16 protein-coding genes and 1 pseudogene are annotated in these 19,138 nt (G+C 39.0%); 11 read left to right on the forward strand and 6 right to left on the reverse strand.

The window, feature by feature from the left end; genetic code table 11:
• Positions 1-3 precede the first annotated feature (3 nt).
• Together ODZ84_RS14880 and ricT are read right to left on the reverse strand one after the other, a co-directional pair.
• Complete coding sequence (locus ODZ84_RS14880; RefSeq protein WP_266173177.1) at positions 4-468, reverse strand: gliding motility lipoprotein GldH; 465 nt, start codon at positions 466-468, stop codon at positions 4-6.
• A complete protein-coding gene (gene ricT, locus ODZ84_RS14885) occupies positions 461-1,930 on the reverse strand; it encodes a PSP1 domain-containing protein (RefSeq protein ID WP_266173179.1) in 1,470 nt (489 codons plus the stop codon). Before ricT ends, ODZ84_RS14880 begins: the two co-directional genes overlap by 8 nt.
• A gap of 274 nt (positions 1,931-2,204) precedes the next feature.
• On the opposite strand from ricT, the gene ODZ84_RS14890 reads away from it, so the two are divergent.
• The 6 genes from ODZ84_RS14890 to ODZ84_RS14915 all read left to right on the forward strand — a co-directional run bounded on the left by ODZ84_RS14890 (position 2,205) and on the right by ODZ84_RS14915 (position 8,981).
• Positions 2,205-3,437 carry an OmpP1/FadL family transporter gene (locus ODZ84_RS14890; RefSeq protein WP_266173181.1) on the forward strand — a complete coding sequence of 411 codons (1,233 nt, stop codon included), beginning with the start codon at positions 2,205-2,207 and terminating at the stop codon, positions 3,435-3,437.
• A gap of 10 nt (positions 3,438-3,447) precedes the next feature.
• Positions 3,448-5,034: an SGNH/GDSL hydrolase family protein gene (locus ODZ84_RS14895; protein WP_266173182.1), complete on the forward strand. Its 1,587-nt coding sequence runs from the start codon at positions 3,448-3,450 to the stop codon at positions 5,032-5,034.
• A gap of 84 nt (positions 5,035-5,118) precedes the next feature.
• Positions 5,119-6,057 (forward strand): ribose-phosphate pyrophosphokinase, encoded by a 939-nt coding sequence (locus ODZ84_RS14900; RefSeq protein WP_266173183.1) that lies wholly within the window; start codon positions 5,119-5,121, stop codon positions 6,055-6,057.
• Between the two features lie 56 nt (positions 6,058-6,113).
• Positions 6,114-6,755, forward strand: coding sequence for a 50S ribosomal protein L25/general stress protein Ctc (locus ODZ84_RS14905; protein ID WP_266173184.1), 642 nt, complete (start codon positions 6,114-6,116; stop codon positions 6,753-6,755).
• 231 nt (positions 6,756-6,986) lie between these two features.
• Positions 6,987-8,207, forward strand: a complete 1,221-nt coding sequence (locus ODZ84_RS14910; protein WP_266173186.1) for an aminotransferase class V-fold PLP-dependent enzyme — start codon at positions 6,987-6,989, stop codon at positions 8,205-8,207.
• A 141-nt stretch (positions 8,208-8,348) separates the two neighbouring features.
• Positions 8,349-8,981, forward strand: coding sequence for an NAD(P)H-dependent oxidoreductase (locus ODZ84_RS14915; protein ID WP_266173188.1), 633 nt, complete (start codon positions 8,349-8,351; stop codon positions 8,979-8,981).
• A gap of 93 nt (positions 8,982-9,074) precedes the next feature.
• Here ODZ84_RS14915 and hemE read toward each other — a convergent pair.
• From hemE to hemA, 4 genes and pseudogenes are all read right to left on the reverse strand, one after another.
• Positions 9,075-10,045 (reverse strand): annotated as a pseudogene (gene hemE / locus ODZ84_RS14920) (uroporphyrinogen decarboxylase).
• Between the two features lie 100 nt (positions 10,046-10,145).
• Complete coding sequence (locus ODZ84_RS14925; protein ID WP_266173189.1) at positions 10,146-10,826, reverse strand: uroporphyrinogen-III synthase; 681 nt, start codon at positions 10,824-10,826, stop codon at positions 10,146-10,148.
• A 32-nt stretch (positions 10,827-10,858) separates the two neighbouring features.
• Positions 10,859-11,767: a hydroxymethylbilane synthase gene (hemC, locus tag ODZ84_RS14930; protein ID WP_266173191.1), complete on the reverse strand. Its 909-nt coding sequence runs from the start codon at positions 11,765-11,767 to the stop codon at positions 10,859-10,861.
• Positions 11,754-13,028: a glutamyl-tRNA reductase gene (hemA, locus tag ODZ84_RS14935; protein WP_266173192.1), complete on the reverse strand. Its 1,275-nt coding sequence runs from the start codon at positions 13,026-13,028 to the stop codon at positions 11,754-11,756. The genes hemC and hemA overlap by 14 nt, the downstream gene beginning before the upstream one ends.
• Before the next feature lie 392 nt (positions 13,029-13,420).
• On the opposite strand from hemA, the gene ODZ84_RS14940 reads away from it, so the two are divergent.
• The 5 genes from ODZ84_RS14940 to rodA are packed head-to-tail and all read left to right on the forward strand — an operon-like array spanning position 13,421 to position 19,084.
• Positions 13,421-14,446, forward strand: coding sequence for a rod shape-determining protein (locus tag ODZ84_RS14940; RefSeq protein WP_266173193.1), 1,026 nt, complete (start codon positions 13,421-13,423; stop codon positions 14,444-14,446).
• A 25-nt stretch (positions 14,447-14,471) separates the two neighbouring features.
• Positions 14,472-15,326 (forward strand): rod shape-determining protein MreC, encoded by an 855-nt coding sequence (gene mreC / locus ODZ84_RS14945; RefSeq protein WP_266173194.1) that lies wholly within the window; start codon positions 14,472-14,474, stop codon positions 15,324-15,326.
• The gene (locus ODZ84_RS14950; RefSeq protein ID WP_266173195.1) at positions 15,319-15,825 is read left to right on the forward strand and encodes a rod shape-determining protein MreD; all 507 of its coding nucleotides are present in this window, start codon (positions 15,319-15,321) and stop codon (positions 15,823-15,825) included. The genes mreC and ODZ84_RS14950 overlap by 8 nt, the downstream gene beginning before the upstream one ends.
• On the forward strand, positions 15,822-17,858 hold the full coding sequence (locus tag ODZ84_RS14955) for a peptidoglycan D,D-transpeptidase FtsI family protein (RefSeq protein WP_266173197.1): 2,037 nt from the start codon (positions 15,822-15,824) through the stop codon (positions 17,856-17,858). Before ODZ84_RS14950 ends, ODZ84_RS14955 begins: the two co-directional genes overlap by 4 nt.
• On the forward strand, positions 17,855-19,084 hold the full coding sequence (gene rodA / locus ODZ84_RS14960) for a rod shape-determining protein RodA (protein WP_266173198.1): 1,230 nt from the start codon (positions 17,855-17,857) through the stop codon (positions 19,082-19,084). The genes ODZ84_RS14955 and rodA overlap by 4 nt, the downstream gene beginning before the upstream one ends.
• The last annotated feature ends 54 nt before the right edge of the window (positions 19,085-19,138 follow it).

Consider the following 19,138-nt stretch of genomic DNA (forward strand, 5'->3'; position numbering starts at 1 on the left):
TAATTACGGTTTAGCCGTTTCTATTTTTACTCCGATATCTTCAATTCCCGGAAGAATGTCGTTTCTCATGGCCTGGATTAAGCCAATTTCGTATTTGCCCTTCTTCGGGAATTTATAATTCAGTTTATACTGAAAGAAAGTTTCCTTCGTATCGCCGAATCCTGTACCAAGCCACTCCCCATTAGGTTTTGCCAAAACATAATTCAGGGTATCCGTTTCCTTTTTTCTGGTTTGAAGATCTGTAAAATTGACAATAAATCTTATGTTGCTGTAAGGGAAATCGTTATTATTTCTTACAACAAATATAATATTTTTAGGATTTTGCGGATCTGAAATTTCAAGATTAAATTTCTGTTCACTTTTCTTACTCCATTTGCTGTTAACAGAATTCATCATCACGTCTCCTTCAGAAGAAGAGTTGCAGCTCAGGAAAAGGATAAGACTTAGTAATCCTAAAAATTTACGCATTATTATCTTTTTTTGGAGGAAATTTCTTTTTAAACTTTTTCTTATTCGGATTTTGTTGTGGTTTTTTATCCTGTTCAGAACCTGCCGCTTCTACTTTCTCCATTTGAGGCTTCGGTTGCTGAGGCTTGTGCTGTTTGGACTGATTGTTAGGCTGGGAATTCGGTCTTTCCTGTTTCTCCTGTCCTTCCTGCCGAGGCTGTTTTGATCTGTCTGATCTTTCCGCTCTCTCAGGACGATCGGCTCTTTCCGTACGTTCTTGTCTTTCAGGTCGGTTGTTGGGTCTTGTATTTCTGTTCTGACCCTGCTGTTGCCCCTGGTTATTCTGATTATTGCTCGGTTTATTCTGATTTCTGTTCTTGTTATTTCCTCTGTTTTTCTTTTCGAATCGGTCAACACTGTTTTCCTGAATCAAATCGATCGTTGCCAAAGGAATTTCCGGTTGTTTTAAATCTTCAAGAGGAAGAATTTTTTCACCCTTTTTGTTTTTGGCAATTAGTTTTTTAACTAAGTCAATATCAAAATCATACCATGCCATTGAACTGTCAACGTAGGCAAACCACATTTTCTTTTTGAAGACATCGATCTTGATACAAAAAGCCCTTCCTTTTTCGGTGTCCAGCATGGTGGAAGAAGAAGGGAAATTACTTAATGCGTCAAGGTAGCTGTCCAGTTCATAATTAAGACAGCATTTAAGCTTACCACACTGGCCTGCCAGTTTCTGAGGATTTATGCTAAGCTGCTGGTATCTGGCAACATTGGTGTTTACAGATCTGAAATCCGTTAACCAGGTTGAGCAGCAGAGTTCTCTTCCGCACGAACCTATACCTCCTACTTTTGCAGCTTCCTGTCTGAAACCGATTTGTTTCATATCGATTTTAGTTCTGAAGGCTCCTGCATAATCTTTTATCAGCTGTCTGAAGTCTACGCGGTTATCCGCAGTATAATAGAAAGTGACTTTGGAGCCATCTCCCTGATACTCGACATCCGTTACCTTCATTTCAAGACCTAGCCTCTGCGCTATTTTTCTGGCCTCCAGTTTTATGCCGTCTTCTTTTTTTCTTGCTTCCTGCCAAACTTCCAGATCTTTCTGGTTGGCCTGTCTGTATATTTTAAGGACAGATTCTTCTGAAAATTTTTTCTTTTTCATCTGAATCTTTACCAGTTCGCCGGTGAGACTTACCACACCTACATCATGTCCGGGACTTGATTCTACTGTTACTACGCTACCTATATGTAAAGGAACATTATTTACATTTTTATAAAAAGATTTTCTGTCATTTTTAAATCTAACTTCTACAAAATCACACCTGTTCGGTGCCGGATTGTTAATGTTAGAAAGCCAGTCAAAAACACTTAATTTATAACTATTACCACAGGTATTTACACTTTCACAGCCATTCGCGGTCTTCTTGGGTCCGCAAGAATGTGCAGAATCGCCGGATGTTTTACATCCACAACTCATATTGTATATATTTAATCTTGCAAATTTATATATTTTTATCTTATGCGATTGTAAAATAAGCAAATATTCCTAATCTGCATGTTTAACATTAAACTTTAAATTGGTTTAGCCTTGTCATATGTATTAAATGCTTATAAACTATGGGTTTAAGAACTGTATTTTCTAAACTGTTATTTTAAACATAATTTTATTTAGTTAGAATGTTTAAAATTTTAAGATTTATTAACAGACGTAAGTAAAATAATTTTATATTTGGGTTATATAATAATAGTCTATGAAAAAAATCTTAGTATCAACTGCTTTATTGGCGGGTGTTCTATCTTATGCAGGAGGCTTCAGAGTCTCTTTGCAGGGGGTAAAACAATTGGCAATGGCACATACCAGTGCGCATGCTGAAGATGCAAGTGTGGCATTCTTTAATCCGGCAGGTATGTCATTCATCCCTTCGAAGCTGAGTATATCAATAGGAGGTTTTGCAGCAGGTAATAAAGTTACATTCCAAAACCTGAATACTTTACAAAGCACAGAAACGGATAACCCTATCGGGACTCCTCTTTATGGCGCGATTACCTATAAACCTCTGGAAAAACTATCTGTAGGTTTCAGTTTCTCCACACCTTTCGGGAGTACCATTAAATATCCTTACGACTGGGAAGGAAAAGAAATGGTACAGAAGCTGGAGCTTAAGAGCTTCTACTTCCAGCCTATGATTTCATATAAATTTAACGACTGGTTCGCATTTGGAGCAAGTTATATTTATGCAAAAGGGCAGGTGAATTGGGATAAAGCGGTTACGCAGTTTAGCGGGAATCTTAATATTAAGGATGAAAAAGCAAGCGGCAGCGGATATGGCTTCGGTTTTTACTTCAGACCTGATCCAAAACTGGATGTGAGTATTGCTTACCGTTCACCTGTGGATATGAAAGCGAAAAATGGGACAGCAACCTTTGAAATATCACCGGCGGTATATTCTCAGTTGGGCTTAAATGCTCAGGGACAGGATAGCTTCACAGCAACATTGCCACTGGTAGAAGAATATACGGTTGGTTTAACCTATAAAATTACTCCAAAGTGGTTGGTTTCAGCTGATTTCAATTACCATGGATGGGAGAGATATAGCAAGCTTACTTTGGATTTTGCGAATGCTCCTGTTGGAAACCAGCCAGACCCGACTGTTTTGGTTGCTCCGAAAAATTTTAAAAATACAAAAACCTTCAGATTGGGAACACAGTATGCGTTCACAGACATGATCTATGGCCGTCTTGGAGCTTACTATGACGAATCTCCTTATTCTGACCAGAATTTCATTCCTGAAACTCCTTCTTATAACACCTATGTAGTTACCGGTGGGGTAGGATTTAAACTGAAAAAGTTCGGAGTAGATTTATCAGGAGGATACGCGATACCTCAGGCAAGAGATGTGAAAAACGACTATCTGCAGTTTTATGGACAATCTACAGCGACTGCGTTTTATGTAGGTCTGGGTTTATCTTATAATCCATTTTAATTAAAAGACTATGAAAAAAATTATAATTTCAACATTAGCTGTTTCTGCGCTATTTGTAACAACAAGTTGCGAGCACGATTTTGATACGGATGTAAAAGATATTCCTGTAACGAGTGGTGAGGCTGATTTCACCAGATACGTTTCTTTAGGAAACTCTTTAACTTCAGGATACAGAGATGGCGCGCTGTACAGTTCGGGACAGAACGAATCTTATCCAAGCATGATTGCAGGTCAGATGAAACTTGCAGGAGGAGGAGATTTTAACCAGCCTATGATGCCTAATGACATCGGTGGTTTTAGCAATTTAAAGGATGCGGCTGGAAATTTTTTATTTCCGGGAAAACTTGAATTAAAAGTGGTCAACGGAGCGCTTTCTCCTGAGGCTCTAACTACTACCACGGCTTTAGACAATATTTCAGCGGGAAGACCATACAGAAATATGGGTGTTCCGGGTGCTAAATCTTTCCATCTGGTGGCTCCTAATTATGGTAATCCTGCAGGATTAGCTGGGGGAACTGCCAACCCGTATTTTGCAAGATTCGCTTCTTCAGCTTCCACTACGGTCTTAGCCGATGCAATGTCTCAGGCTCCAACATTTTTCTCTCTATGGATAGGAAATAACGATGTACTTTCTTATGCGACTAATGGAGGTACAAATTCACAGGCCTCAGGAACGGTTACCACGTACTCGGCAGCGACAGTACAAACCGGAAACTTAAATCCTGGCACTTACAAATCTAATGATATTTCAGATCCGAATGTATTGGCCGGTTCTATAAAAGGGGTGTTGGATGGTCTTAAAAGTGTGGGCGCTACAAAAGGGATCATCGCAAATATTCCAGATGTAACCAGTATCCCCTTCTTTACAAGAGTGCCGTATAATGCTATTCCTCTGGATGCAGCCACTGCTCAGAAGTTGAATACAACTCTTTACGGTCCTTTAAAAGCTGTGCTTAACATCTATGGGCAGGGAAACAGACTTAATCCTGTAACGGCAGGAAACAACCCTGTTCTGATTAAGGATAACAAATTGGCCAATCTTTCTGCTCAGCTTACCGGTGCTCTCGTAGCTGGGGGATATCCTTTGGATCAGGCAACCTTTATCGGCAATGCTTTTGGGCAGACCCGTCAGGCAAAACAGGGTGAACTCATTCTCCTTACGGCAAGCAAGCTTTTAGGTCTGGATGCTATTACAAATCAGGCTCCTACAGCCAACTCTCAGTTTATATATGGTGCCAGTTTCCCGATTGGAGACCAGCTTTCTCTGACAGCAGATGAAGTAAGTAATATTTCAACAGCAGTTAAAGCATATAATGTTGCCATTAAAGGGCTGGCAGATTCTTACAATCTTGCTTTTGTAGACGCAAACACGAAAATGAAAGAACTGGATTCCAAAGCAGGAATTACCTGGAATGGGGTGAAGTATACGGCAACTTTCGTTACGGGTGGAGCTTTCTCTTTAGATGGGGTTCACTTAACCGGAAGAGGGTACGCCATCATTGCTAATGAATTTATTAAATCAATTAACGCAAAATACAAATCTACTTTACCACAGGTAGATCCCAACAAATATTCAGGGGTAAAATTCCCTCAGTAAAACTGAAATAGTAAAAACTTAGAAACCACAAGACTAATTCTTGTGGTTTTTTTTTAAATTTGCAAAATCTTTTAAAAAGTAAAAATGGCCGATCAGTTAAGTTATCTATTTTCTACAAGGACGAGTAAGGACCTGGCAGAGAAAATTGCCCAGTATTATGGGAAAGAATTAGGAAAAATCAACTTTCAGGAGTTCAGCGACGGGGAATTTGAGCCTGTTCTTGATGAATCTGTAAGAGGAGGAAGAGTATTCCTAATCGGATCTACATTCCCGCCTGCAGACAATCTTTTAGAGCTTCTTCTAATGATTGATGCTGCGAAAAGAGCTTCTGCAAAAAGCATTACTGTCGTACTTCCGTATTTCGGACTTGCAAGACAAGACAGAAAAGACCAGCCAAGGGCGCCGATCGGTGCAAAGCTGGTAGCTAATCTCTTAACAGCTGCGGGAGCAACAAGAGTGATGACCATGGACCTTCACGCAGATCAGATTCAGGGGTTCTTCGAAATTCCGGTAGATCACTTATATGCATCTACTATTTTCGTAGATTATATCAGAGACCTGAATCTTGAAGATCTTACCATTGCTTCTCCGGATATGGGTGGAGCAAAAAGAGCCAAAAACTATGCGGGTCACTTAGGCGCAGAGGTAGTGATTGCTTACAAAGAAAGAAAGAAAGCTAATGTAGTGGAGGAAATGTTCCTGATCGGTGATGTAGAAGGGAAGAATGTGATTCTTATCGATGATATGATTGATACCGCAGGTACCCTTTGTAAAGCGGCAGAGATTCTTATTGAAAAAGGAGCAAAATCTGTAAGAGCAATGGCTACACATGGAGTCCTTTCAGGTAAAGCTTATGACAATATAGAAAACTCAAAATTATTGGAAGTGATTGTAACTGACTCAATTCCTGTTAAAAATAATTTGTCAACTAAAATAAAAGTGCTATCTTGCGCCCCATTATTTGCAGACGTTATGAAGATGGTACATGAGCACCAATCTATTAGTAGCAAATTTGTTATTTAATTGGTTTTCAGTGAGTTTGCGAATTAAACTTAAAACAATTTTTTAAATTTTTATAAATGAAATCTATTACAATTCAAGGTACAAAAAGAGAAAGCGTGGGTAAAAAATCTACAAAGGCTCTACGTGATGCTGAATTAGTTCCTTGTGTTGTTTACGGAGGTGGTGAGCCATTGAATTTCTCTGCAGAAGAGAAGTCATTCAAAGGTTTGGTATATACTCCTGAAGCACACACGGTATCTATTGAAATCGACGGACAGGTAATCCCTGCTGTTCTTCAGGATATTCAGTTCCACCCGATTACAGACAAAATCCTTCACGCAGACTTCTATCAGTTATCTGAAGATAAGCCGGTAGTGATGGAGGTTCCTGTAAGAATTACAGGTCGTTCTAAAGGTGTTGTAGCTGGTGGTGTTTTGCGTCAGTCTTTCAGAAAATTGAAAGTAAAAGCTATTCCTGCTAACTTACCTGACGAAATCGTTGTTGATGTTACTCCGTTAAGAATTGGTAACAAACTTTATGTTGGAGGTATCAAGGCTGAAGGATACTCATTCGTTCACCCTGACAACGCAGTAGTAGTTGCTGTTAAGATGTCTAGAAATGCAATGAAAGGAGGTGCAGCAGCAATGGATGATGAAGATGAAGAAGAAACTGCAGCTGAAGGAGAAGCTCCGGCAGCAGAAGAAACTGCAGCAGAATAAGAATTGCTTATTTAAACAATATAAGAACCTGTCAACTCAGTTTGACAGGTTTTTTTGTGTGCTAAAAGATGAATATAAATGTGTACTAATGACTTGGTTGGATGAAGCCTGCCATATGATCCATTGAATCTTTCTATAAATGACAACCGTCAGCATCCGGGAGGAATCCGAAAAAAAGGCGTAAATTTGAGGTGTTCTAAATAAGAACGTTTTAATTTAAAATTTTAATAAATGTTTGACATTCAGGAAATCAGAAGTCAGTTTTCTATATTAGATCAGAAGGTAAACGGTAAACCATTGGTTTATTTAGATAATGCAGCGACATCACAAAAGCCCGACTCCGTTCTGGAAGTCTGGACTAAATATTATACGGAGCTCAATGCCAATGTACACAGAGGAATTCATACTTTAAGTCAGCTGGCAACAGAGGAAATGGAACTTTCGAGAAGAAAAATCCAGAAATTCATCAATGCCAGGCATGATTTCGAGGTGATTTTTACAAAAGGCACTACAGAAGGTCTTAATCTTATTGCTTATATTCTGACGCAGAAGCTTAAAAAAGATGATGAAATTATCATCTCTTATCTTGAGCACCATTCGAATATTGTTCCGTGGCAATTGCTTTGTGAAAGAACAGGAGCAAAATTGAGAGTACTTCCGATTAATGAAGATGGAATTGTGCAGCTGGAGCATCTGGATAAGTTTTTAAGTGAAAAAACAAAGGTTGTTTCTATTAATCAGGTTTCGAATGCGTTGGGGGTAGTAAATCCTATCGAAGAAATCATTGCGAAAACAAGGAAAAATTCTGATGCTTATATTGTAATTGACGGAGCCCAGTCCGCTCCCCATTTTACCATTGATGTTCAGAAGATGGATTGTGATTTTTTTGTGTTTTCTGGCCATAAAATGTATGCACCGATGGGAACAGGTATTTTGTACGGGAAACAGGAAATTCTTGAAGATTTACCGCCATTTCATGGGGGCGGAGAGATGATCGCCACCTGCTCGTTCAACGGAACAACCTATGCAGCCCTTCCGTTTAAATATGAAGCAGGAACACCCAACGTAGGCGGAAATATCGCTGTAGGAGCAGCTATTGACTTTATTTATAAAGTAGGGCAGGAGAATATTCAGAAACATGAAAATGCTTTACTGGAATATGCTCAAAAGCGTCTGTTGGAACTGGACGGGATCCGAATCTATGGTGAAAAGGCCAAAAGAACAGGAGTGGTTTCATTCAATCTGGAAGGAATAGGCATTGCTTCTGACGTGGGTATGATCCTTGATAAAATGGGAATTGCCGTACGGACAGGACATCACTGTACCCAGCCGATCATGGATTTCTTTAATATTGCAGGAACTGTAAGAGCAAGTTTCGCCGTTTACAATACCTTTGATGAAATTGATGCATTGGTGGAAGGGGTGAAAAAAGCACAGAGAATGTTGAGCTGATATTATAAGATATATTTAGACACTCCGGTCATCTGTCCGGAGTGTTTTCCATTTATAGATATTAACAATAAGTCAAATCTGAAAAATCTTTAATCTTATTCAGCATACTTGAAGTAATTTTGCAGTGTTAAATTTAAATTTATGGAATTAATTGAAAAGCTCAACTGGAGATATGCCACTAAGGCAATGAACGGTGAGAAAGTACCACAGGAAAAAGTGGATAAAATATTGGAGGCAGCCAGACTGGCCCCTACTTCCAGTGGTCTTCAGCCTTTTGAAATTTTGGTGATCACCAATCAGGAAATTAAGGAGCAGATTAAGCCTCACGCCTGGAATCAGCCACAGATCACCGATTGTTCGCATCTTTTGGTTTTTGCTGCCTGGGATAATTATACAGAAGAAAGAATCAATAAAATGTTTGATCTAACCAATGATATCCGCGGATTTAAAAATGAAGGCTGGGAAAACTACAGACAGATGCTACTGAGCACCTATCCGCAGAGATCTGCTGAAGAGAACTTCATACATGCTTCAAAACAGGCTTATATTTCATTTGGAGCAGCGATTATTGCAGCGGCCTTTGAAGAGGTGGATTCCACGCCAATGGAAGGGTTCTCCCCGGAAGCTGTTGATGAGGTTTTACATTTAAAAGAAAAGGGATTAAAAAGTGTACTGTTACTGCCAATTGGCTATAGGGATACTCCTGATGACTGGCTCGTAAACCTTACCAAAGTAAGAAAGCCCAAAGAAGATTTTATCACAGAGATCAACTAATTATTTTACCCATAGAAAAATCCCTTTCGAAAATAGAAAGGGATTTTGGTTTATGATAACAGTAAAGCCAGTTTCTTCTGAAATTAACGTAAATTAAAACTGAGAAGCAGGTTTCCAGTCCACTACCGCTCGGATAAACGCTTCTGCATTTTCCAAAGGAATGTTAGGTAAAATTCCGTGGCCAAGATTGGCAATATACCGGTCTTTCCCAAAACGGTTAATCATTTCATTGACCATCTTTTTAATTGTCTCAGGCGTAGAATGAAGTCTCGCCGGATCAAAGTTCCCCTGAAGGGTCATCGTATGGTTGGTAAGGGTTCTGGCGAATTCCGGTTTGATCGTCCAGTCCACACCTAAAGCCGAAACCGGTGACTGAACCATTTCTTCCAGAGCAAACCAGCATCCTTTTCCGAAAACAACAACATGTGTTAGCGGGCTTAAAGCTTCCACAATCTGGTTAATGTATTTCCATGAAAATTCCTGATAGTCTGCCGGAGAAAGCATTCCCCCCACGAATCAAAAACCTGAACAGCAGAAACGCCTTTCTCTACTTTTCTTTTCAGATAAGCAATGGTAGTATCCGTGATTTTCTGAAGCAGCAGATGAGCAGCTTCCGGTTGTTGGAAACAGAAAGATTTGGCAATATCAAAAGCCTTGCTTCCTTTTCCTTCCACACAGTAGCAAAGAATGGTCCAGGGTGAACCTGCGAAACCAATTAACGGGATTTCATTGTCGAGCTTCTGTAAAGTCAGTTCAATGGCATCAAAAACGTATCCCAGCGTATCATTCACATCCGGAACAATCACATTTTGAACGTCTGCCATTGTTCTGATCGGATTATCAAGCCACGGACCTACATTTTCTTTCATTTTAAAATCGATTCCCATGGCCTGGGGAACTACTAAAATATCAGAAAACAGAATAGCAGCATCCAAAGGATATCTTCTGATGGGCTGTACTGTAATTTCAGAAGCCAGCTCCGGGGTCTGACATCTCGTAAAGAAGTCATACTTGTCACGCAGAGCAATGAATTCCGGTAAGTATCTTCCGGCTTGTCTCATCATCCAGACAGGCGGTCTTTCTACGGTTTCACCACGGAGAGCCTTTAGGTATAGGTCGTTTTTGATCATAATTTATTTAGATTATAATTTGCCAATGTTGTTATCATGAAGCATGAAGAAATTTTTTAATCAGTGAAAAAATGGAGATTAAATTATTCTCTTCCGAAGTGAAAATTTCTTTGGAAGTGTACTTTTTCAATTCGGAGGAAGTCGTTTCCCCGATGGAAAAAAGCTTCATGTTTTCCAGTGAATTGTTTTTTGCAAAACTACGAACTCCACTCGGACTAAAAAAAACAGCAGCATGATATTTTTCAGGTATCAGAGGATTTAGCTCTTCAGTGTTGTAAACGGTAACTTTTTTATATTTAATGTTTTGCAGCGGAAGTTCCCGGTCAAGGACACTGATGGCCAGATTGCCGCAGAAGTGCAGGAAATTCTCATGCTGACAATGACCAATCAGGAATCTGGAGAGGGTGTCTGCATTTTTCAGAACCTTAAAGGTCCCGAAACCGTATTTTCTTAATGCTCTTTTTGTCTTTTCACCAACACAATAGATCTTATTATAATTTTTTGCAGTAAAATCTTCATTGGGTGTAAAGCCGTTTTTAAAAAAGGAATGTACCCCGTTTGCACTGGTGAAAATTAAGGAATGATCCTTTAAATCAAAAGAACGAACGGTCAGATGACTTGTCCTGATTACCTCAATACAATCGACCGCAATATGCTCTCCTAATTCTTTGGATATAACAGATGGGTCTATATTTTTGGTAAATAAGATTTTCATTTTTTGAAGCGTAAAGCTTAAGAAAGTATATTTTAAATCTGGCTTTTAATTTCGGACATGAGTTCTTTTCCGCCGTTTTCAAGAACTATTTTTGCGAATTTTTTCCCAAAGTTTTCTTCATCATTATATACAAAGCTTTCATCTGTGGTGATGCAGCTTTTGCCATCTAAAGAACAAAGGCCTGCTTTGAAACGGATCTGATCTTCAAATATTTCTGCGAATGCGCCAATCGGAGCAGTACAGCCGCCTTCTAATGTATTCAGGAAGTTTCTTTCCATCTCTACACAGATCTGTGTAGGCTTGTGATTGATCGAGCTTAGGATTTCGTTGATCTCCGTCTTTTCAGAATGTCCTGCAACAGCAATGACGCCTTGTGAAGGAGCCGGAATTAAGAAAGGAAGCATTTCGTAGTCGATTTCCATTTTCATCCGCATGATTCCTGCTAACGATAAAATGGTTGCATCAAAATCACCGTCCTCCAGTTTTTGTAGACGCGTCTGTATATTTCCGCGGATGTCGGAAAACTCTGCATGAGGATAGTTTTTCAGCCAAAATGCTCTCCTCCTGAGGCTGCTGGTTGCCAGCTTCAGCTCATGAAACTCCTTGTTTTTAGCTGATTCCTTGCGGATCAGAACATCCTGGGGAAAATCTCTTTCCAGGCAGGCAATGATTTTAAGGTTTTCAGGAAGATTGGTGGGAACGTCCTTTAAAGAATGGACCGCAATGTCGATCTCGTCATTTAATAAGGCGATATCCAGGTCTCTTGTGAACACGCCCGTGATTCCTAAAGAATAAAGCGGCTGGTTAAGATTTTTATCACCAGAAGATACAATAGGAACAATTTCGGTTAAATAATTTTTGTTCTGAAGATGTCTCGCAACTTCTCTCGCCTGCCAGAGTGCAAGGGCGGAATTTCTGGTACCGATTCTAATGCTTTTCATTGAATTCGTTGTTTGGTTGTTCAACTAATATTTCGTGCATTAATTTACTGATTTCTTCTGCTTTTAAAGGATTGTCAATAATATATTTTGCAAAACGGCTGGTGATTTTCTGAATCATCTTATCAGAAAGCTCCATATCAGGGATATTGATATATTTATTTTTTCTGTAAAAATTATGCATTTCATTGCGTTCCATATTTTTTAAAACCGCCTTAAAATGATGGATATTAGGTGCCAGTCTTCTCTTTTTTTCCCATTCAAGAAAATCTTTGGTCATTTCCTTGATGATTTTTTCGGCTTTCGGAATTTCTTTCTCTCTTTGCTGAATGGTTTCCTGAATCTGTTTCGAAAGCTCGTCAACATCAATTAAGGTTACATTCTTATTTTCCACTACGTTTTTATCAACGTTATTGGGGATCGAAAGGTCAATGACTAATGTTTCCTTTCCGTTGGGGAAGTGGGATTTATTTACAATAGGATGTCTTGCTCCGGTAGCGACAATCAGAATATCCGTGCCGCTGAGTTCCTGATCAAAATCAGAATAATCGATGTGAGGAATATTGTATTTCTCGGAGATCTTCACTGCTGTTTCCTGTGTTCTGTTGGCGATTTTAATTTTTGGCTGGTACACATGCTTTACCAGATTCTCAACAGTGTTCTGGCCGATCTCTCCTACACCCAATAGCAGGATATTTTTCTCAGTAATTCTTTTTTGGTTATTTAAAATATAATGTACTGCAGCGTAAGAAACGGAAGCTGCACCATTGGAAATTCCTGTTTCATTTTTGATTCTTTTCGAAATCTGAATAGCAGAATTAATCGATCTTTCTAAAAAAGGATTAGAATTTTTTCTTTCTTTTTTAAAGCGGTTGTATGCTTTTTTGATCTGCCCGATAATTTCAAAGTCACCGATGATCTGGCTTTCAAGACCTGCTGCCACTCTGAACAGATGGGTCAGTGCTTCTTCTTTCGTATGGATATTCGCAAATTTGATGAAATCGGTAAAATGCACTCTGATCGTCTTGCAGTATTCTTCGGCAACCAGAAGATAATTGGGCGAAGTAGTGTAGATTTCGGTTCTGTTACAGGTCGATACCACAAAAGCATCCCCTAAATCTTCATTGTGAATTCGGGTGACAAAGTTTTTGATATTTTCATCAAAGAATGCAAATTTTCCCCTGGTTTCTACATCAGCCTTTTCAAAGCTTATAGAAAGTACGGCGAAATTCGAAGTTTGATGTATATTGGAATACTGTAACATAAGCGGAGCAAATTTACGGTTTTTTTAATTAAAGATTTTCTGATAATGTATATGATAATTATCGTAAAAAACTATTTTGGTTTGCTTCTAAATAAGCAGTCTGGAATATGAAAAGTTAAATTTTCCAGATTAATTTTAACGTTTAAGAGCTCATAAATCATCCGGAGAATAATTTCTTTCAGATCCTCAAAATGATTACCTTCCATCTAACCCCTTCTAATCAATCATTAACTGAAATCTGGTTGAGATCAGGCTGTCTAATTGATTAATGTAAAAGTTAATAGAGGAGTTAAAATTTTAATAAAATTTTAACCAAATTAAGTGCTTGCGGAATTTCTTTGGTTGTCTTAAATTTATATCTTTGTAACTCTTTAAAAAATCAGAAGGAAAATATGAGTTTATTCGATATGTTTACGCAAGAAATTGCGATAGACCTTGGTACTGCCAACACCCTTATCATCCATAATAATAAAATTGTTATAGATCAGCCGTCAATTGTTGCAATTGAGCGTTCTACAGGGAGACCGATTGCGGTCGGGGAGCATGCGAAGCATATGCAGGGTAAAACTCACGAGGATATCAAGACCATTCGTCCATTGAAAGACGGGGTTATTGCAGATTTTCATGCTTCTGAACATATGATTAAAGAATTTATCAAAAAAATTCCTGGAATCAAAGGTAAATTTATTCAACCGGCTTTAAGAATTGTGATCTGTATTCCTTCCGGAATCACTGAGGTTGAAAAGAGAGCAGTAAGAGATTCTGCCCAGAAAGTAAATGCTAAAGAAGTACGATTGATCTATGAGCCAATGGCAGCAGCTATAGGAGTCGGGATCGATGTACAGAAACCTGAAGGTAATATGATTATCGATATCGGTGGGGGTACTACGGAAATTGCCGTGGTTGCTTTAGGAGGTATCGTTTGTGATAAATCTGTGAAAATTGCCGGGGATGTATTTACTAATGATATTGCATATTACCTGAGAACGCACCACAACCTTTACATCGGTGAAAGAACGGCTGAGAGAATCAAAATTGAAGTGGGCTCTGCTGTTGAGGATCTTGATGTTGATATTGAAGATATTCCGGTGCAGGGTAGAGACCTTATCACAGGGAAACCTAAAGAAATTATGGTTGGGTATAAAGAGATTGCCCGTGCATTAGACAAATCCATTATCAGGATTGAAGATGCCGTTATGGAAACGCTTTCCCTTACTCCTCCTGAGTTGGCTGCAGATATCTATAAAACAGGTATTTATCTTGCTGGTGGCGGTGCATTGCTGAGAGGGCTTGCGGATAGGTTACACAAGAAAACAGGTCTGCCTGTATTCGTTGCAGAAGATCCTTTGAGAGCCGTAGTTCGCGGAACAGGTATTGCGCTTAAGAATATGGATAAATTCAATTTCTTAATTAAATAATTTTAACTTTTACGAACACATCTGAATGGGATTTTTGCTGAGATTATTTTCGAAGAACGCACTTTTTGTCTTCTTTATATTCCTGCAAATTATTGCTCTGGTTCTGATATTCTCTAAAAATGCCATGCAGAAATCCTGGATCGCAGGTCAGTCTGCTGCGTTAAACTCCAGGGTTTCGGGATATATTGACGAAGGAGTTTCTTATCTGAAGCTTAAACAGATCAACGAAGATCTGGTTTCTCAGAATAAAGCATTAATGGTAGAGCTCTACGGAAAACAGGGCGCTGCAAATCCTCAGTTCAGAAAAGTTCATGACACCCTGGGTGGTGGACAGATCTATACATTCGTTGATGGTGAAATTGTTTTTAACAGCATCAACAGAAGAAACAATTACTTTACTATAAACAGAGGCAGAAGAGACGGGGTGTTTCCGCAGATGGGCGTAATGGCTCCAAAGGGAATTGCCGGAATTGTCATTAACTCTACCGATAGCTACGCATTGGTTCAGTCTGTTTTGAGTGTAAACACAATCCGAATAAATGCTGCCTTAAAAAATTCAGGATATTTCGGAACCTTAACCTGGAATGGTGATAATTCGAGAGTAATGCACCTGGCAGACATTCCTAAATATGTAGCTTTAAAAGTAGGAGATACCGTGATTACCGATGGTAAATCAGCAATTTTTCCTAAAGGGGTAATGATCGGTACCATTGCAGGATATTCGGTAGATAATAAAACAGGTTTCTGGGATATTTCAGTTGAATTAAGCGAAAAAATGGGCGCTTTGAATAAAGTGTTCGTTGTTAAAAATCTTAAAAAAGCTGAAGTACAAAAGATTCAGGATACCATGCAGGCTGTAATAAAAAAAGAAAATGATTAGCAGGACTTTATTTACGGACATATTAATCATGATTTTTCTGGTTGCATTACAAATATTTGTTTTGAACAGGATTACGATTTTCGGAAAATACACGCCGGTATTATATCCTGTATTTGTCATGTTTTATCCTTTTTTCAGAAATAAATTTCAATTCCTTGCGCTCAGTTTTTTAATCGGTCTCTCGGTAGATGCTTTCCTTTACTCATGGGGAATCAATGCGTTTGCTACAACATTGATCGCGTATTTCAGAACCTTAATTTTCAGAACCTCTACCGATACTTCCACCGATTTTTTCTCATTTCAGTCCCTCCAGTGGGCGCAGTTTTTGCTGTTTTTATTTTCAAGTATCTTTTTACATCAGCTTTTAGTGCAATATATAGAGTTCTTTAAGTTGAGTAGATTTTTTGAAATATTAATTAATGTATTGGTAACGAGTATAATTTCATTTATCTTTATTGTTATTTATGCATTAATATTTAAAATCAAACAAAAAGTTTGAACACACGTTATTTAAAAGTTTTTTCCGCTCTTGCTGTTATCGCCTTGATTTTCGTGGCGAGACTTGCTTATTTACAGTTGTTTACAGACCGGTATGCCTTAAATGCGGCCAATACATCCATTAAAATCGAATACGTCATTCCACAACGGGGAGTCATTTTCGACAGAAACGGGAAAATCATGGTAGGCAACCAGCCTGCATACGAGATTTCTTTTACACAAGCCTTAATGAAGCCTGATTTTGATACCATTGGCTTTTGTAATTTAATGAAGATCAGTAAATCTGACTTCATCACCAGGGTAAATATCATCAAAAAAGAAAAATATTATTCGAAGCTGACGCCGATGACTTTTATTAAGGACCTCAGCAGAGAAGATATCGCCAGAGTTCAGGAAATTATATTTAAATATCCTGCGTTCAGTATTGTTTCAAGACCTCAGCGTCAGTACGAAGTTTCTACTTCAGGAAACCTTTTAGGCTACACGAGTGAAGTTAATGAAAGAGAAATAAAAAAAGATTCTACATACTATCTGCCTGGAGATTTTATCGGGAAAACGGGAGTGGAAAAATCTTATGAAAAAGAACTTCGGGGCGTAAAAGGAATGAAATATATCCAGAAGGATATCCGGCTTCGAAACATTGGTTCTTACAAAAACGGGGCACTGGATAAGGATGTTATTACGGGAAAAGACATCACGCTGACTATTGATTATGATCTCCAGAGAATGGCCGAAGAAATGCTTGTGGATAAGCATGGCGCTATCGTCGCCATAGACCCTAATAACGGTGAGATATTAACCATGGCCACCGGCCCGGATATTGATCCGAACTTATTTACAGGTCCTAACAAATCCAAGAATCTATACGCCTTATCAAAAGATACGATTTATGAAAATAAACCTACTTTTGACAGGTCCGCACAGGCTGCTTACCCTCCCGGTTCCACTTTTAAGCTGCTGACCGCACTTTCAGCGATGCAGATGGGAGTGATGACAGAGAATACCATATTTCCCTGTGGAGGCGGTTTTAATTACAGAGGATTAAGAATTAAAGGTCACGGAGGAGCAGATCCTTTGATTCCGTCTATTCAGATTTCCAGCAACTGTTACTTTTCCTATGCTTATCTGGCTATTATTAATAAATATCCGGGCAATCCATCCAAGGGAGTAGATGAGTGGAAAAAAATCATGAACAGCTTCGGTGTGGGGGAATTTTTAAATAATGACCTGGCAGTAGGAGCAAAAGGCAGAATTCCATCAGGAGAATTTTATGAGAAAAGACAAAAAACGCTGAACAAATACAGCGGTAAAAAAGATTATAAAAACTGGGATCCTCTGGCCACCGGTGCCGTTTTTAACGGAATGGGGCAGGGGGACATCATGATCACGCCTCTCCAGCTGGCCAATTATGTGGGAGCGATTGCCAACAAAGGCTGGTACTATACGCCCCATATTGTAAAAGCGATCGATGGAAAACCTAATCCTGATCCGAGATTCAAAAAGAAACATAAGACTTTGGTAGATCCGAAACACTTTGAGCCTGTACTGAAAGGAATGGAGGCCGTAGTACTGAGGGGAACCGCGAGAAGTTTAAAATCCAACGACTTTACGATGTTGGCAAAAACGGGTACGGCACAGGTTCCGCAGGGAAAAGACAACTCAATTTTTGTACTGATTGCTCCTGCAGATAAACCTAAAATTGTGGTAGTTGCCGTGATGGAGCATGCCGGATTCGGTGCCACATGGGCGGGCCCTGCTTCTGCAGTCATTGCTGAAAAATATATTACAGGAGATTTAAAAAGAGAAAATCTTTATAAAAAAATGACAGGCGCCAGTTTCATGCCTGAATATAAGAGACAGTGGGTAGCTGATCTGAAACGTAAAGGTCTTTATAAAGATCCTGCTATGGATTCTGTGAAACAAAAAAGAATTCAGGATAGCCTTAAATTGGTTAAGGAACAGAAGCTTAAACTGCAGAAAAGGATTGACGAAGAAACAAAGAACAGTAAAAATACAAAACCTGCGAAGCAATGAAATGGACAGAAGGAATAGATAAATTAGGTCTTGGCTTATATTTCCTGCTTTGCATTTTTGCCATTGCAAATATTTACAGTGTAGACCAGAAATTGGGCGAAAAACAATTGATTTTCTTCGGTATTTCTCTGTTTGTAGGACTTATTATTTTTGTCGGAAGAAGTAAATTCTTTGAAAATATGGCTGGGATCATCTATATAAGCGGTGTTTTACTGCTTATCGGTCTTTTTCCTTTCGGAAAAGAAATTTTGGGCCAGAAAAACTGGTATAAATTCGGAAGTTTTACGATGCAACCTGTAGAATTTGCAAAGATAGGAACAGCCCTTATGGTTTCCAACTATGTTTCCGGTCCAGACTTTAATTTAAAAAACAGAAAATCACTTTTAACGGCACTTGGAATTATAGGGATTCCTGCAGTTGTGGTTCTTGCCATTCCTGATGTGGGTTCTATGTTGGTGTTCATCGCTTTTTTTATCGCGTTATACCGGGAAGGGCTGAGCGGTCTGCTTTTCGGCGTGGGCTTTCTTTTTGCAGGTGTATTTCTTGTTTCACTGGCTATACCTCCGGTATACGTTGTTATTACCATTTTGCTGATTGCAGGAGGATGGATCGCGATGAATTATTATAAAATGTCCTGGAATGTTATTTCTATTTCTGGGATTGCGGGATCTATTCTGGTCTTATGCGGACTTGCTTTTGGGTCGCCTTATATTTTAGAAAAACTGCCAAAACACCAGAGAGAGAGAATTGAGGTTCTTTTTAAAGGTGAAAAGGCTTTCAGGGATACTTCAGGATATAATTTACTGTATTCAAAAACCGCAATAGGATCGGGCGGCTTTTTAGGAAAAGGGTACAGGGAAGGTTCTGTAACCCAAGGGAAATTTGTTCCGGAGCAAGAAACCGATTATATCTTCTGTACCGTGGGAGAAGAATGGGGGTTTCTGGGCAGTGCTGTGCTGGTGTTATCTTATATGGTATATATAGGTAGGATCTATTACCTTGCAGAAAAGCAGAAATCTACCTTTAACAGGGTTTTCGGGTATTGCTTTGCCTCTATTCTTCTCATGCACTTTACGATTAATTTAGGGATGGTTATGGGACTTTTTCCTACCGTCGGTATTCCTTTACCCTATTTCAGCTACGGAGGAAGTTCTCTATTAGCCTTCTCGATCATGACTTTCATTTTCTTTAAACTGAATTACGCTGATAAAAACAGCCTGGTTTAAAAATTTGAAGCGACAGGTTGGATAAAGCATTATCGAATAAATTCCTGATTTATA

The organism is Chryseobacterium fluminis, assembly GCF_026314945.1.
Lineage (GTDB): Bacteria > Bacteroidota > Bacteroidia > Flavobacteriales > Weeksellaceae > Chryseobacterium > Chryseobacterium fluminis.

What these genes read in the sequence shown, in the direction of transcription:
- rodA (WP_266173198.1), top strand. Translation starts at nt 17,855, where the DNA reads ATGAAATGGACAGAAGGAATAGATAAATTAGGTCTTGGCTTATATTTC.
- ODZ84_RS14915 (WP_266173188.1), top strand. Translation starts at nt 8,349, where the DNA reads ATGGAATTAATTGAAAAGCTCAACTGGAGATATGCCACTAAGGCAATG.
- ODZ84_RS14925 (WP_266173189.1), bottom strand. Translation starts at nt 10,826, where the DNA reads ATGAAAATCTTATTTACCAAAAATATAGACCCATCTGTTATATCCAAA.
- mreC (WP_266173194.1), top strand. Translation starts at nt 14,472, where the DNA reads ATGGGATTTTTGCTGAGATTATTTTCGAAGAACGCACTTTTTGTCTTC.
- ODZ84_RS14880 (WP_266173177.1), bottom strand. Translation starts at nt 468, where the DNA reads ATGCGTAAATTTTTAGGATTACTAAGTCTTATCCTTTTCCTGAGCTGC.
- hemA (WP_266173192.1), bottom strand. Translation starts at nt 13,028, where the DNA reads ATGTTACAGTATTCCAATATACATCAAACTTCGAATTTCGCCGTACTT.
- ODZ84_RS14940 (WP_266173193.1), top strand. Translation starts at nt 13,421, where the DNA reads ATGAGTTTATTCGATATGTTTACGCAAGAAATTGCGATAGACCTTGGT.
- ricT (WP_266173179.1), bottom strand. Translation starts at nt 1,930, where the DNA reads ATGAGTTGTGGATGTAAAACATCCGGCGATTCTGCACATTCTTGCGGA.
- hemC (WP_266173191.1), bottom strand. Translation starts at nt 11,767, where the DNA reads ATGAAAAGCATTAGAATCGGTACCAGAAATTCCGCCCTTGCACTCTGG.
- ODZ84_RS14895 (WP_266173182.1), top strand. Translation starts at nt 3,448, where the DNA reads ATGAAAAAAATTATAATTTCAACATTAGCTGTTTCTGCGCTATTTGTA.
- ODZ84_RS14910 (WP_266173186.1), top strand. Translation starts at nt 6,987, where the DNA reads ATGTTTGACATTCAGGAAATCAGAAGTCAGTTTTCTATATTAGATCAG.
- ODZ84_RS14905 (WP_266173184.1), top strand. Translation starts at nt 6,114, where the DNA reads ATGAAATCTATTACAATTCAAGGTACAAAAAGAGAAAGCGTGGGTAAA.
- ODZ84_RS14900 (WP_266173183.1), top strand. Translation starts at nt 5,119, where the DNA reads ATGGCCGATCAGTTAAGTTATCTATTTTCTACAAGGACGAGTAAGGAC.
- ODZ84_RS14950 (WP_266173195.1), top strand. Translation starts at nt 15,319, where the DNA reads ATGATTAGCAGGACTTTATTTACGGACATATTAATCATGATTTTTCTG.
- ODZ84_RS14890 (WP_266173181.1), top strand. Translation starts at nt 2,205, where the DNA reads ATGAAAAAAATCTTAGTATCAACTGCTTTATTGGCGGGTGTTCTATCT.